Origin of the sequence: Longicatena sp. 210702-DFI.1.196 (assembly GCF_020563125.1) — a bacterium.
Lineage (GTDB): Bacteria > Bacillota_I > Bacilli_A > Erysipelotrichales > Erysipelotrichaceae > Longicatena > Longicatena caecimuris.
The window spans coordinates 39,860-55,610 of sequence record NZ_JAJCPX010000004.1; the positions used below are offsets into that span (position 1 = coordinate 39,860).

Genomic DNA, 15,751 nt, shown 5'->3' on the forward strand with positions numbered 1-15,751 from the left:
TTATCCTCCAAATAAGATAAAACGAATCATCCCAAATACAAAGGCTGAGGCAATGCCATATGTTAATACAGAACCGGCAAGCTTAAACATATTGGATCCAATACCATAAATTAGTCCTTCACTTTTTCCTTCTAAAGCACAAGCAGTTAAAGAATTCGCAAACCCGGAAATAGGAATAAATAAACCTGCTCCACAAACCTGGGCAAATTTATCATAAATACCCAAACCAGTTAAAATCGCAGTAATTAAGATTACCGTTACTACGGTCATCGAAATAGCTGTTTTTTCATCAACGCCCAATAGTGTTTGATATGCCATCATAACGAATTGAGCAGCGATTGCCAAAGCTCCACCGCTGAGAAAAGCAATCACTTCGTTTTTCACATAATGTGATTTTGGCGCATGTTTTTTCGCCGTATCTTTTATTTTTTTCTGATTCATATGCATCCTCCTTTATAACGCTAGTATGCACAACGTTTCTTGCATTATGTATAAAGCACATTCGGAAACCATGAAGAATTCTCATTCTAAACATTTCAAGAATACTTCAGTCAATCTTCACGATACGACCATTTTCCAATCAATCTTTACCATCATAATGAAAGGGCAAAGACTTATTTACCATAAGGAGGAGCTATGATATGAAAAAAAGAATTGTTTCATTATTTGCCTTGGCAATAACAGGTGTAGTATGTTTAACACTATATTCCCTAGGGGATATACATCTTGTTATGGAGATCATGGGAATAGAACAATATGAAGAAACGATACATGCAAAAGAAGATATAAAGACAACGATCGTATTAGATAGTGGCCATGGTGGTTATGATACAGGATGTATTGCTAACGATGGTACTTATGAAAAAGATATTACTTTAGCGATTGCTTTAAAAACGGGAGCATTATTATCTTCCTATGGTTATCATGTCGTTTATACACGTACAAGTGATGAAGTAAGTTGGTCTAACAACAATAAAGATGATTTAGCTACACGTGTAGCGATTGCCCAAGAAACAGATGCCGACTATTACATATCTATCCATATGAATGCAAGTGAAAATAATGATGGAGCAAATGGCTTTGAAATTTATGTAAAGGGCAACAACGAACGTATCTTACAAATCGCTTCACGTTTAGAATCATCGCTTACTTCATTGGCCTATACTAATGATCGCGGCATTAAAACAACAGCTTCTTCTCCCCTGTATGTCATTGATAACAATACAGTACCTGCCATGCTGATTGAATATGGTTTTCTTACTGATCAAAACGATGCAGCCTATGTATGCAGCGAAGATGGGCAACAAAAGTTAGCACAACAATTAGCCATCAGCATTCAGAAAAATGTGCCTCTTAGTAAAAGCTGATTTGTTATATATTTTTTTATAAAACGGTAAAAAAACTATGACACCATATAAAGAAAATGCTATAATATTACAAAGTGGTATGCTCATAATTTCTTTATGATGTATCGTATATAAAAATGGTGATTATATGACAATGGATGAAGCAAGAGCTTTAGTGACTCAATTAAATTTAGTATTTGACATCGTACGTTTTGTCGATGTGCGCATGATGCAGGAATATACCTTTGCTGAAGATGGGCAATTTATAGGCCATCCATACCATTGTTACAATGTCTGGAAGAAGAAACGTCGCTGTGAAAATTGCATTTCAGCGAAAGCTTTTATCCATCGTGGACGTATGACAAAATTTGAATTTATTGATAATGAAGTGTATCATGTAATAGCTATGTATACGGAAATTGATAAGATAGCCTATGTATTAGAAATGGTTACGCTTATAACGGATGAGGCTTTGTTCTCTGCGTATGGAAACAATGAATTTGTGGAAACCATTAATCGTTATAACCGTAAACTGTATACGGATCCTTTAACTGGTGTATACAATCGACGCTATTATGAAGAACAGTTAAGTGGGCTATCGAAAGAGTTTTCCATAGCCATGCTGGATGTTGATGATTTTAAAAATATTAACGATACGTATGGGCATAAAGCCGGTGATGATTCCCTATGCAATATTGTGACGACCATATCCTCCCTATTAGTAGAAGATGACTCTTTGATACGATATGGTGGAGATGAATTTTTGATTTTGTTTCAACATATGAATAAAACAGGATTCATTCAAAAGTTAGAAAGTATTCGCAAGGCAGTAGAAAATATTCGTCTACAAGATTATCCTAGCATTAAGTTATCGGTTAGCATTGGTGGAATATCCGCAATACAAGAGGCAATGGATGCCATAGAGGCTGCCGATATTCAGCTTTATAAAGCGAAACATAGTAAAAATTGTGTCCAGGTGGATTAAATAAGGAAATGCTTTGGTTTCCTTTTTTGCTATTTCTAATGGGTTTCTTTGTGAAGAAAAGGTATAATGTAGTTGAGAAAAGATAAGAAAGCAACTTTTTACATATTATAATAGACTCACATTCGTGTGAGAGATTGGAGAAAATCATGCAAAAAAAACGATCTTCGAAAACCCTTTATGAAGGTACTATCTTTACCGTTACAAAAGATGAAGTAGAAATAAAAGGATGTGTCTATGAACGCGACATCATCCATCATCATGGTGGTGTTGGTGTTTTAGCCATCAAAGAGGATAAGATCCTTTTTGTAAAACAATATCGTTACGCAATTGGTAAACACACCTTAGAAGTACCTGCTGGTAAATTAGAAAAAGGTGAAGATCCTTATACTTGTGGCTTGCGGGAATTGGAAGAAGAAAGCGGGCTTACTAGCCCTTTATTGCATCAACTATGTACCTTGTATTCTACTCCTGGATTTTGTAATGAAAAAATATATCTGTATTGGACAGATCAGTTAACACAGGTGGAAAATCCCGCACCTATGGATGAAGATGAAGATATTGAAGTTTTATGGATACCAATAAAAGAAGCTTTGGATATGGTTGAAACCGGAGAGATTGAAGATGGAAAAACCATTGTTGCTGTACAATTTGCCGCTATACATTTTTCCTAACTATACTAAGTATCAAAAAAAAAGCATCCTTATAGCTAAAAAAGAAGATTGCATACTATTATAAACATAGTTGTGCAATCTTCTTTTTGGATATTTGAAAGAGGTAAGTGATTACGCTCACCTTCATCAAACATTACGCTGAAAACTTAAGAAGCGCGTACCCTGAAATTGTAATTCACCTTGATCTTTTTCCGCAAGTTGTCCATACAATTTACCAGAAACGCGAAATTCTCTACGCTCACCATTTTCTAATTCAAAAGTGACGTAGTAAGTTGTTGTACTTGATGAAACTTTATCACCATTGCCATAATGATCTACATCTATGCGTTTTGTAACAATACAAGCACGATGCGTTTCTTGTTCTGCGTGATTATTACGCTGCCATTGTGCAATACCACGAACAATTGCCACCACAAAAATACCAATGACAATAACAAATATAATCCCGATGATGGCAGGTACGATATCAAATACTGGATCTTCCACTTCAAACATATGCTATTCCTCCTATCCAATCTATTTTTTTAATGCCGCTTCCCAAGCTAATTGAAACGCACTTTTTTCTTGTTTCACTGCCTGTTCCTGTTTACGCATATACGCTTTCAGCTCCTGCTTCCCTGCTTTATTGTTTTTTTGTTTCAACTGTTCATTAAAACGATCAAATTTCTCACGGAAACCACAAGTACACGTATATAAGCGTTTTTCTTTTTCTCCGACTACCGTCAATTTCTTATGACAGTTAGGACAACGGGCATTGCTGTTTAAGGTAAGATTTTGTTTATACTTGCATGCAGGATTGCTGCAAACCAAGCGTTTTCCACGCTTCCCATTTACTTCCAACAAATAATTGCCACATTCCGGACACTTTTTCTGTGTCATATTATCGTGGCGATAACTGGCTTCGCTTTGTTTCACCGCTTCTACCAAACTTGCCGCATAGCTTCTCATCTCTTTCATGAACTGCTGTGGTTTTAACTGCTGTTGACTGATCTTTGTCAGCTTATCCTCCCATTGTGCCGTTAACAAAGGCGAACGCAATTGTTCTGGAACAAGGTTGATCAATTGGATACCCTTGCTTAAAGGATAAATGGTATTGCCTCTTTTTTCAATATAATTTACATGAAAGAGCTTTTCGATGATATCCGCACGAGTAGCTACCGTACCGATACCATTGGCATCTTCTAACACTTGTTTCCATTTTGCATTATGAATAAATTTTGCAGGATGTTCCATTGCTGACAGCAAACTTGCTTCAGTATAACGAAGCGGTGGCTTTGTAAATGATTTCTGTTTGATGACTTGGCGTATTGCATAGTTCTGCCCTTGTTTTACGATTGGCAGACTTTGTATTTCTTCTTCCTCTTCCTCATCGAAAACATCATTACGCTGATATAAACTGCGCCAGCCTGCCTGCTTCATGATCTTCCCGCTCGCAAAGAAATGATGTTTATTGCAAGATCCTTCAATGCGTGTCTTTTCATATAGGCACACATCGGATAAAACCGCTAAAAAGCGGCGAATAACCAAATCATAGATACAACGTTCATCATGACTCAAACGCTGCAGCTCAACATATTCTTCTGTTGGAATGATGGCATGATGATCACTCACCTTGCTATCATCCACGATACGCTTGTTTACCTTGATTCCCTTTTTTAAGATCATATGCGCAAATGGCTCATAGGCATCAATGGCAATCGCTTGCAAACGCTCTTTTAATGTAGGAACGATATCTGCGGATAAATAACGAGAATCACTCCGTGGATAGGTTAATACTTTATGCGTTTCATATAAGCTTTGCATGAGATTTAACGTATATTTTGCACTAAAACCAAAACGTTTATTAGCATCACGTTGCAATTCCGTCAGATCATAAAGCTGTGGCGGCAATTCCTTCTTGCTGCTGCATTCTACTTTATCAATGGTGATGTTCCCATGGGCTAAGGAATGCTGCAATTGCTCGGCCAATGCCAAATCAAATAAGGCCGCCTGCCCTTGCTTTCGATATTCCATAACAAAGCCATCCAGTTCTACTTTGATAGTCGCAAATTCCTTTGGCTGAAAGTGGCGAATTTCTTCTTCACGCGCAACAATCATCGCTAGTGTTGGTGTCTGGACACGTCCGGCAGACAGCTGTGCATTGTATTTGCAGGTCAATGCTCTGGTAACATTTAACCCAACCAGCCAATCAGCCTCTGCCCGACATACCGCACTTTTATATAAGGGCTCAAATTCCTTTGCAGGACGCAAATGGGCAAAACCTTCTTTAATTGCTTTATCCGTCTGCGAAGATATCCATAAACGTTGCATCGGCTTATGACAATTGGCCTTATCTAAGATCCAACGAGCAACCAATTCGCCTTCTCTACCCGCATCAGTCGCAATGATGATCTGTGTCACATCCTTACGTTGCAACAATGTCTTCACCAATCGGTATTGACGAGCCGTTTGTGAAATAACCTTAAGCTTCATCTTTTCCGGTAACATTGGCAGATCTTGCATATCCCAAGTTTCATAACGTTTATCATATTCACTAGGATCTGCTAACTCCACCAGATGCCCAAAGGCCCAGGTGACCACATATTGTTTATTTTCCATATAGCCATCTTTGGCCATCGTACAACCTAAGACACGCCCCAATTCTTTACCAACCGATGGTTTTTCTGCTAATACCAGTGTTTTCATTGCTCATCCTCCCAAAAGCCTGCCAGCTTCATTAATTGCTTTGCATTTGTTGTCTGACAGCGTCCTTGTTTCAAAGTATAATCAAAACAGATACGATCCTTTTCATAATACTCTGAGAAATGATAATTCTTTGCCTGTATTTGCTTATTGTTTTCTAAGTCACATAATTCGAAATCATGTGTAGACACCATGGTGATGATCCAAGGCTGATGCAATCGTTTGATCGCTTGAATGGCACACTGAATACGATCTGCGCTATTGGTGCCTTTAAAGATTTCATCAATTAACACCAGCATAGGCTCTTTTGTCTTGCTGGCATCCATCATTTCCTTAATGCGCAAGATTTCTGCATAAAAGGTCGAAATCCCTTCACTGACATCATCTTGTACTCGCATACTTGTATATACATGTACGATAGCAGAGCTACAAGTTTTTGCACATACCATAGCCCCGGCATGTAATAAGATCATGTTCATCCCAATCGTTCGTAAAAACGTCGTCTTTCCCGACATATTACTACCCGTAATTACATAAGAACCATCTTTCGCAGCAAAGTTATTTTTGACTGCTTCCTGCTCTTGTAATAACGGATGGTGCATGCCCTCCATAGTAAAGGATGGCTGTTCTTGTACAAGCAGTGTAGGAAATGTCACCGTATCTTTGGCATAAGACAATTGCGCAAGGGATACCAGCATTTCCATCTGACCAATCGCTTTTAGCCATGTTTCTACATGAATGCCATATTTCTGCCGCCAGTTGTGATAAGCTCTGGCACAGTGAAAATCTAACAAGAAACAACCGTTCAATAAAATATTCATAATAAAATTATTACGTGCCTGGACAAACCCTAATAAGATATTCAGGTGGTTCATGCCTTGCTTGGCATCTTGTAAACGTTGCTGCAATTCTAAAAGATACGCACTATGAAAGCTTGTTTCCTGCATTCTTTTGATCATACGTTCATAATCCTTCATCAGCTCTTGCATCTTTCCAACTGTTGCCAGTTGTTCGCCATGCGATAGCGTAGCCAAAAGTGATACACATAACGATAGTGTAAAACCAACACTAAACAGTAGATAACTTTTACCTAAAAAAGCCATTCCGATCAATCCTAATAAAGTGATACAAGGCAAACCATAAGATAACAAATGAGCTAAGAGCGATTGTGGTTTGCTTGCTTTTTGTAAATCCGCGTAAAATTTATCTAACAGGCGTTTTTTTCGTTTTCGCCCATGCTTTTCAAATAACTTTAACAACTGAACCATTTCCATTGTGAATGCTTCCTGTTGCACGCACTCCTTCACCGCTTCTTGGCGTTTTAAAATCGTTTCTTTAGCAACGAATTGCCAGCTGAATGCAGCAGCTAAAGCAGCTCTGCCTTCTTCGGTTTTCGCAACGCTAAGATACTGAAATAAGCTAGCCTTGCCAAAGATATCTAAATCGTATGCCTGTGTAGTTTTTTCAGTAAGAAAATCACTGCCCTCATCCAAGAAGTTTTTCCAATCATTCCCTTTCCGTTTTACGATATCTTCATATGCTTCCTTTAACAGCTGCGTATCTTCCATCGTGCTTTTTATTTCCGTATGTTTATAAACAGTTAGAAAAAACATACATAAAACAAGGCCGCAGCCTCCATACCATAGCCATCCTGTATTTTGATACCCCTTATAAAAGCAGAATACAAACAATGCTACTTCCAGCAATCTTATAATCGAAAATTGATGCGATTGCTGTTGCATCCGTGTAAATTGTTCTGTTAATTGTTTTATTTTTGTTTGAATATATGCGGCGTCCATGATAAAACTCCTCTCTCATAGGTATCATTATACCATATTCACCCTGTGATGATGGTATGGAATTGCCTATTCTGCAAAATTAAAAGTTCTTTGTGAATTGCAGGGATCATTAGAAATACGATGTATCTTTGGATATCACAGGTTTCTTTAAGATTCATTATTTCATTATCACTATCGTAATTTTCACGCAAAAAAATAGAACTCTGGTGTTATCCCTATGAGTTCTATTTTTGCTAATCTTCGTATTTACATATCCAATCGTTTTTTTATGCTTTATTCAAACAGTGATAAAGCTTCAAAATCTTCTTCTTCCACTTCTTCCTGTTTAGGTAGTTCACGAAGTTCTACTTTAGGAAGTTCTTTTAACAAATAGAAATCCGTAATTCCCTTTAACATAGCAGAGAACGTTGCATCCTTTGCCATAAGTGGAATGTCTTTTGAAACCACCTTATGGATCTCACTATTTGCAATCACGATTTCATCATTTAAGTCATGTAGACTGATATAAGCAATGTGATATGGTTTGGATTTTACTTTTTTACATAGCATACTGCCTTTGGTAGGTCGCCCTGTTACATCGATATCTGTCAGCTTCATACGTTTGCATGCACAATTATCACTAAAGACAACCAGCTGGCGATTATCATTGTTATAAATCAGGGCACTCGCAATTTCATCCTCAACCAAATTCATCGCTTTTACACCCTTTGAACGTGGTGAAGTTGCCGGTATCAAAGAGATTGGATAGCGTGTGATATAACCTTTTTTGGAAGCAATCAAAATCTCATCTTCTTCATATGCTACATATGTCTGTACGACTTCATCATCTTCCAACAGCTTCATATTGCTCATGGTTTTATTGTTGCGTGATACCTCATATTCACAAATTGCGGTTTTCTTGACCAAGCCATGGCGGGTAATGGAAAGCATATACGCATTTGTTTTAAAATCTTTGACAATGAAAGCATCTGTTATTTTTTCATCCGATGTTATTTTAATCTTTGAATTGATATGCGAACCAATTTCTTTCCATTTCGCATCATCAACTTCATAGACCGGCACATATCCATATGTACCCTTTGAGGTAAAGAAGAGGATGTTATCTAACGTATTCACTTCTCCATAACCAATCAAATGATCGCCTTCCTTAATGCCCGTCATTGCATCATTTGCTGCACCATAACTGCGCATCGACACGCGTTTCACATAACCATCACGAGAAATTGTGAACATGACTTGTTCTTGAGGAATCATGGCAACCTTATCAATGACGATTTCCTCGATTTCATGTTCGATTTTTGTTAAACGTGGTGTAGGGAAAGCTTTTTTCACTTCTTTTAATTCCGCAACCATCACTTTCTTTAATTTTTTCGGATCTTCCAGAATTTCGTGCAGTTCTTTAATTTCCGCTTGCAAATTAGCAAATTCTTCACGCAATTGCGTGATATCGGTATTTGATAAGCGATAAAGGCGCATTGTGACAATTGCTTCCGCTTGTGGTTCACTAAAACCAAATGCTTCAATGATCTTTACTTTGGAATCTGCTTTATCTTTACTAGAGCGAATCAAGGCGATAATTTCATCTAAAATAGATACTGCTTTGATTAAGCCCTCTAAGATATGACAGCGTTTTTCTTTTTTATCCAGATCAAAGGCACTGCGCCGTAAAATAACTTCACGGCGATGGGCAATAAAAGCATCTAGCATCGCTGCCAAGCCCATTTGAACCGGACGTTTATCCTTTATGGCAATCACATTATAGTTATACGATACCTGAAGATCGGTATTCTTATATAAATAATTCAAAATAAGCTGGGCATCGGCATCCTTTTTCAAATCAATGACGACTCGTAATCCATTACGATCACTTTCATCACGGACATCTAAGATACCATCAATTTTTTTATTCAATCGAATGTCATCAATCTTTTTTACCATGTTGCTTTTGACAACTTCATAAGGAATTTCATGCACAACAATCTGTTGTACCGTCTTTGTTTGCTCTATCGACACCTTACTGCGCACCATGATACGTCCTTTACCGCTCGTAAAGGCATCTTTGATACCATCTAATCCCTGCACGATACCTCCGGTAGGAAAATCAGGGCCTTGTACAAATTCCATCAAATCATCCAATGTGCAATCTGGATGCTGAATGCGATATATGCTGGCATCAATACACTCTCCTAAGTTATGAGGTGGAATATTGGTCGCATAACCGGCTGCGATACCGGTAATCCCATTTACTAAAAGGTTGGGATAGCGAGCAGGCAATACGGTAGGTTCCATTGCTGTATCATCAAAATTAGGTGCCCAGCTAACTGTATCCTTATCAATATCTTGCAGCAGATATTCACTGATCTTACCTAAACGCGCTTCGGTATATCGCATAGCCGCTGCCGGGTCATCATCAATAGAACCATTGTTCCCCTGCATATCAATCTGGGGTGTACGTATTTTCCAATCTTGTGACATGCGCACCATCGCATCATATACCGAAGAATCCCCATGAGGATGGTAATTACCAATAACCAAACCAACGGTCTTCGCACTTTTTCGATAGGCCTTATCCCATGTATTGCCGTCCACAAACATAGCATAAAGAATCCTGCGTTGTACAGGTTTTAAGCCATCACGTGCATCTGGCAGAGCACGTTCCTGAATAATATATTTTGAATAGCGACCAAAGCGATCCCCCATAATTTCTTCTAAAGGAGATGTCAGAACATTCGCATGATCAACAGCTTCTTCTACTGTTTTTTTCTTCATCGGTTATGCACCTCCACTTGGTAATCATCTTCCAGGGTAAAGGAAACATTTTCCTCAATCCAGTCACGGCGTAGATTTGCTTTATCTCCCATCAATACGGAAACGCGCTTTTCAGCCACGACCGCATCTTCAATGCTTACCTGAATCAGGGTTCTAGTTTCCGGACACATGGTCGTATCCCAAAGCTGATCGGCATTCATCTCACCAAGACCTTTGTAACGCTGTAATGTATAGCCTTTGGGAAAGTTCTTACGCAGCTGATCTAATTCTTCATCTGTCCATGCATAACACATTTCTTTTCCCTTTTGTAATTTGTATAAAGGTGGCATGGCAATGTATACCATTCCTTTTTCAATCAATTCACGCATATAACGATAAAAGAAGGTCAGTAATAAAATCTGAATATGTGCACCATCATCATCGGCATCGGTCATGATGATAACTTTATGATAATTGGAATCTTCCGCATGGAAATTTGCCCCCACACCGGCACCTAAGGCATGAATGATCGTATTCAACTCTTCATTCTTTTCAATATTGGTAATACTTGCTTTTTCTGTATTTAATACCTTACCTCGTAAAGGTAAGATTGCCTGATATTTGGAATCTCTTCCCTGCTTCGCACTGCCTCCGGCAGAATCACCTTCGACCAGGTATAATTCCTTTTTGCGAGCATCCTTGGATTGTGCGCTGGCCAATTTACCGGAAAGGATCTTTTCACTCTTCCCTTTGGATTTTCCCTTACGAGCATCCTCACGTGCCTTACGAGCAGCTTCACGTGCTGTGCTGGCACGCTGCATTTTTTTGATCAAGGTTGTCGCAAGTTCTTTATTTTCTTCTAAGAAAAAGTTTAATTTCTCACTGACAATGGAATCTACCGCATTTTTTGCCTCTGGTGTTCCTAATTTACCTTTGGTCTGTCCCTCAAACTGCAGCAGATTTTCCGGTATGCCTAAAGATAAAATAATCGTTAATCCCTCACGGACATCGCTGCCTTCAAAATTCTTTTCTTTTTCTTTTAATAAGCCATTTCTTCTTGCATAATCGTTGAATACTTTTGTAAAGGCATTACGGGCTCCAGTTTCATGAGTACCGCCATCCTTTGTACGCACGATATTAACAAAAGAAAAGATATTTTCCTGATATTCATCCGTATATTGAAATGCACAATCTACCTTAATCCCATTCACCTCTCCGCTAAAGGCAACTGGTTTATGGAAGGTTTGTTTATCTTCATGTAAATATTCCATGAAAGCAACTAGACCTTCTTCATAATGATAGACTTCTTCACGTTCTTTTCCTTCACGTTCATCTCTCACCACTAAACGCAGACCTTCTAAAAGGAACGCATCTTCTTGTGCACGTTCGGCAATCTGTGAAAAAGAGAAACGCGTTGTAGAGAAAATTTTCTTATCTGGCATAAAACGTGTTTTACTGCCAGTTTTATTCGTTTTCCCAATTACTTCTAGCTTTCCGATTTTCTTGCCGCCATCTTCAAAACGCATCTGATAGATCTTGCCATCACGATAAACACTGACTTCCATCCAAGAACATAATGCATTTACTACACTGGCACCTACACCATGTAAACCACCACTTGTCTTATAGCCACCCTGTGAGCTAAATTTACCACCGGCGTGCAAGACAGTATGGATGACCTGTAAGGTAGGTACTCCGCTCACATGCATATCTACCGGCATACCGCGACCTTCATCTTCCACACAGATCACACCATCTTTTTCAATCGTTATCTTTATAGTTTCTCCAAAGCCGTTTAATGCTTCATCAATGGAGTTATCGACAATTTCCCAAACCAAATGATGCAAGCCTCTACCATCCGTAGAGCCTATGTACATACCGGGACGTTTCCGTACGGCATCAAGTCCATCCAGAATCTGTATGCTGCTTCCATCATATGTCTTCTCTGCCATACAATCACCTCTTCCTCTCTTATTTCTTAAATTTACCTTGTTTAGTTTATCAAATTCTCATACTGAACGCAAACAAAACTCATGGTATTTACTAAACAACATTCTAATTATATACGAATTTTTTAAAAAGTGTCGTTTAATTTTCGGCTTTTTCTTTTCTCATAACGTAAATGATGATAAAATAAACGCATATAGAAAGTTATTGAGGTGACATTATGAATATGTATTGGATCTTATATATTTTATTAGGATATTTGCTTGGTTCCCTGCCATTTGCTTTGATTATTGGGAAACTCTTTTATAAAACAGATGTAAGAAACTATGGTAGTGGGAATTTAGGTGGTACCAATGCAGGACGTGTACTTGGTAAAAAAGCAGGCATCTCTGTCATTGCTTGCGATGTCCTAAAAGTTGTCGTTGCGGTTGGCATTGTATCATACTTCGATCGCGAAGCTAGTATTTGGGCCGGTTTTGCTGCTGCATTTGGACATTGTTATCCTATTTTTGCAGGATTTCGTGGTGGCAAGGCAGTGGCAACCATGTTTGGCTTTTTATTAAGCACTTCTATCTTTACCTTTCAAAGTGCTTGGTATGTCATCATTCCTTTTCTCTTTTTCCTTGTTGTTTTATATCTAAGTAAAATGGTATCGTTGTCTAGCATGATGGCTGCACTTATCAGTAGTCTTTACATTACATATAGGCAATTTGATAGTAGTATTGAAATTATCATTGCCAGCTGGTTATTGACGATTTTGGTGATTTATCGTCATCGCTCTAATATTAAAAAAATAGCCGACGGAACAGAAAATAAGATATCATGGTTGTAAAACGAGCCTTTTCACGGTTTCGTTTTTTTAATAACTTTCTCATAAAACCTCATACCTTTTACTTTTTCCCATGAGATAGTACAAGAAAATGATGTTGAGCATTCCGAAACTTTTAAGTCAAAAAAAGTGATATTTGTACAAACTTCTCAAATACCACTTTTTAAATGTAACTATCTTTTCATAGCAATACCATAGGCATCAATAAGGGATTGCATTTCTTCAGCTGATTTGCCATACAACACTCTCGTCTTGGCATCATAGCGTTCCTGTTCTTCTAATTGAAGTACTTTAACAGCTGTTTCATAAGGAAGCTGTCCCATAAAACGTTCTTCTTCATAATGATACATGGATAAATACCATTCATGTACTTCTAATTCCTCATTGGTTTCTGCATCACGCATATGAAAGGGAACAATCGGTTCTAAAGGAAGAATGGAATCTACGTCGTTTGTTAATGTATAAACACCCAAATAGCCGCCATCTGTTTTCTGATAAATATGTGGTCTAGCATAATATAAATCTCTGCTTTGGCGATGATGCAGAAAAGCAGCAAAATTGATTTGCATCTCTTCCAAATCTTGTTCATCATAATATATTGGATGTAAGGCGCTAAAGAAACAGCCATCCGTATGCTTAGCTAAAAAATCACGCAGGCACTCATTGGAAAAAATCTTAATATTTTCTCTCATATCAGCAAGATCACTAATTTTCTGTTCAACACCATCCTGCTCATATTTTTTTAATTTCCAAAGCTTTGCAATACGCGCAATGATATCATAAAACATATCCACTTCTTCGCGCACAGTAGGTAACAACAGACTTAATCTTAGGCAAGCGCTATCCTTTTCATCCCAAACAAGAGAAATACCTCTGGCAATATGCTTTGGATCATATAAGATCATATCATTTGATATTTTATCAGGAACTAATATCCAACTTTCCGAAGTACCATAAGCAAACTGTCCATTCGTGATATCTGATAATGAAATTGCCTTTTTGAAAAATCCTTTTTGTTTCAAACATACATCAACACTCATGTTATCCCTCTTTCATATATTTTCATGCTTCCATCTAAAGCTGCATCATCAAATAAGTCACTTCCATGATCTATAATATTTTCGTTGTCCAATCTTCCAAATTCCAAACTTCATCTACCAGATCTTCGTAAAAATCTGGATCATGAGAAACTAATAAAACACTTTGATGATATTCCTTTAACGCACGTTTTAATTCTTCCTTTGCATCAACATCCAAATGATTGGTCGGCTCATCAAGTACCAAAACATTACAAGGACGATTCATCAATATACACAGACGTACCTTTGCTTGTTCACCACCGCTCAACACACACATACCAGATTCGATATGATCTGTCGTTAAACCACATTTAGCTAAAGCAGCACGTACTTCTCCATTTGTATATGCCGGATATTCTTGCCAAAAATAGTCCAATGCACTGATACCTGTAGCGACTTCTTCCTGCTCAAAAAAGCCAATTTCCGCAAATGGATCTACTTCTACATTCCCTGATACAGGCGGTAGTAACCCTAATAAAGTTTTTAACAATGTCGTTTTGCCTAATCCATTGACTCCCTTGATTGCGATTTTTTTATTACGTTCAAAATTTAGATGCAATGGACGACATAATGGTTCCCCATAACCGATAACCAACGCATTTGTTTCAAAAACGATTCGTCCAGTGGTACGTGATGGTTGAAAACCAAATACCGGTTTTACCTTTTCTTTTGGCTTTGTGATAATATCCATCTTATCTAATTTCTTCTGGCGCGAATGTGCCATATTTCTAGTTGCTACCCTGGCTTTATTGCGTGCAATGAAATCTTCAAGATCTTCAATTTCTTTTTGCTGCTTGCGATAAGCAGCTTCTAATTGCCGTTTTTTTAAGGCATGTTGTTCAAGGAAATAGTCATAATCCCCCACATATCGTGTTAAAACGCAATTTTCGACATGATAGATAATATTGACAACCTGATTCAAGAATGGTATATCATGAGAAACTAAAATAAAGGCATTTTCATAATTGCAAAGAAAATTGGTTAACCATTGTATGTGATTTTCATCCAAATAATTGGTTGGTTCATCTAAAATTAGAATCATCGGATTTTCTAGCAATAATTTGCATAATAAGACTTTAGAACGTTGACCACCAGATAACATGGATACATCTTTTTCTAAGCCGATATCCATTAACCCCAGACCTTGAGCAACCTCATTAATCTTCGTATCTATCATATAAAAACCGCTATGTTCTAAAATATCCTGTAGTTCACCGACTTCTTGCATATATGCTTCCATTTCTGTATCGCTGCAATCGCTCATTTTTTCATACAGGTTCATCATTTCCTGCTCTAAATCAAACAAATGTGCAAAGGCATCCTGTAAAACATTCTGTATGCTCTTCCCTTTTGTTAAAACCGTATGTTGATCCAAATAGCCTACGGTAATACGATTGCACCATTCTACTGTTCCCTCTTCAGGAACTAGCTTGCCTGTTAAGATATTCAAAAAGGTTGATTTTCCTTCGCCATTTGCCCCAATTAATCCAACATGTTCTCCATTCAACAAACGAAATGATACATCCTCTAAAATTTGTCGCCCGCCAAAGCTATGAGATACATGGGATACATTCACAATACTCATACCATTCCTCCATTATTCATTACTTTCTATAACATCTTTTGCTTGATTAGTATAGCATGCTTTTCCCCTTCCCAACAAGT

General features: G+C 37.8%; 12 protein-coding genes. 4 read left to right on the forward strand and 8 right to left on the reverse strand.

From position 1 onward, the window contains the following. A complete protein-coding gene (locus LI241_RS03100) occupies window positions 1-441 on the reverse strand; it encodes a SpoVA/SpoVAEb family sporulation membrane protein (protein ID WP_008688354.1) in 441 nt (146 codons plus the stop codon). Between the two features lie 200 nt (window positions 442-641). Here LI241_RS03100 and LI241_RS03105 point away from each other — a divergent pair, with 200 nt between their 5' ends. The 3 genes from LI241_RS03105 (at window position 642) to LI241_RS03115 (ending at window position 3,002) form a co-directional block, all read left to right on the forward strand. Next, entirely contained in the window at window positions 642-1,367 is a 726-nt protein-coding gene (locus tag LI241_RS03105; protein WP_008688353.1) for an N-acetylmuramoyl-L-alanine amidase, read from the forward strand. 127 nt (window positions 1,368-1,494) lie between these two features. Next, window positions 1,495-2,331, forward strand: a complete 837-nt coding sequence (locus LI241_RS03110; protein ID WP_008688351.1) for a GGDEF domain-containing protein — start codon at window positions 1,495-1,497, stop codon at window positions 2,329-2,331. Between the two features lie 146 nt (window positions 2,332-2,477). Then, window positions 2,478-3,002, forward strand: a complete 525-nt coding sequence (locus LI241_RS03115) for an NUDIX hydrolase (RefSeq protein ID WP_008688349.1) — start codon at window positions 2,478-2,480, stop codon at window positions 3,000-3,002. A gap of 126 nt (window positions 3,003-3,128) precedes the next feature. Here the strand turns inward: LI241_RS03115 and LI241_RS03120 are convergent, their stop codons facing one another. The 5 genes from LI241_RS03120 to parE all read right to left on the reverse strand — a co-directional run bounded on the left by LI241_RS03120 (window position 3,129) and on the right by parE (window position 12,183). Then, complete coding sequence (locus tag LI241_RS03120) at window positions 3,129-3,497, reverse strand: DUF2500 domain-containing protein (protein WP_008688346.1); 369 nt, start codon at window positions 3,495-3,497, stop codon at window positions 3,129-3,131. A gap of 21 nt (window positions 3,498-3,518) precedes the next feature. Further along, window positions 3,519-5,687, reverse strand: a complete 2,169-nt coding sequence (locus LI241_RS03125; protein ID WP_008688344.1) for a DNA topoisomerase III — start codon at window positions 5,685-5,687, stop codon at window positions 3,519-3,521. Further along, window positions 5,684-7,483, reverse strand: coding sequence for a DNA mismatch repair protein (locus tag LI241_RS03130; protein ID WP_008688343.1), 1,800 nt, complete (start codon window positions 7,481-7,483; stop codon window positions 5,684-5,686). Before LI241_RS03130 ends, LI241_RS03125 begins: the two co-directional genes overlap by 4 nt. 273 nt (window positions 7,484-7,756) lie before the next feature. After that, the gene (gene parC, locus LI241_RS03135; protein ID WP_008688342.1) at window positions 7,757-10,252 is read right to left on the reverse strand and encodes a DNA topoisomerase IV subunit A; all 2,496 of its coding nucleotides are present in this window, start codon (window positions 10,250-10,252) and stop codon (window positions 7,757-7,759) included. Further along, window positions 10,249-12,183 (reverse strand): DNA topoisomerase IV subunit B, encoded by a 1,935-nt coding sequence (gene parE, locus LI241_RS03140; protein WP_119957458.1) that lies wholly within the window; start codon window positions 12,181-12,183, stop codon window positions 10,249-10,251. The genes parC and parE overlap by 4 nt, the downstream gene beginning before the upstream one ends. A 215-nt stretch (window positions 12,184-12,398) precedes the next feature. On the opposite strand from parE, the gene plsY reads away from it, so the two are divergent. After that, entirely contained in the window at window positions 12,399-13,010 is a 612-nt protein-coding gene (gene plsY, locus LI241_RS03145; protein ID WP_008688340.1) for a glycerol-3-phosphate 1-O-acyltransferase PlsY, read from the forward strand. Between the two features lie 170 nt (window positions 13,011-13,180). On the opposite strand, the gene LI241_RS03150 is transcribed toward plsY, so the two are convergent. Both LI241_RS03150 and LI241_RS03155 read right to left on the reverse strand, forming a co-directional pair. Further along, window positions 13,181-14,047, reverse strand: a complete 867-nt coding sequence (locus LI241_RS03150) for a DUF4299 family protein (protein WP_008688339.1) — start codon at window positions 14,045-14,047, stop codon at window positions 13,181-13,183. 70 nt (window positions 14,048-14,117) lie between these two features. Continuing rightward, window positions 14,118-15,671 (reverse strand): ABC-F family ATP-binding cassette domain-containing protein, encoded by a 1,554-nt coding sequence (locus LI241_RS03155; protein ID WP_008688338.1) that lies wholly within the window; start codon window positions 15,669-15,671, stop codon window positions 14,118-14,120. Window positions 15,672-15,751: the final 80 nt, after the last annotated feature.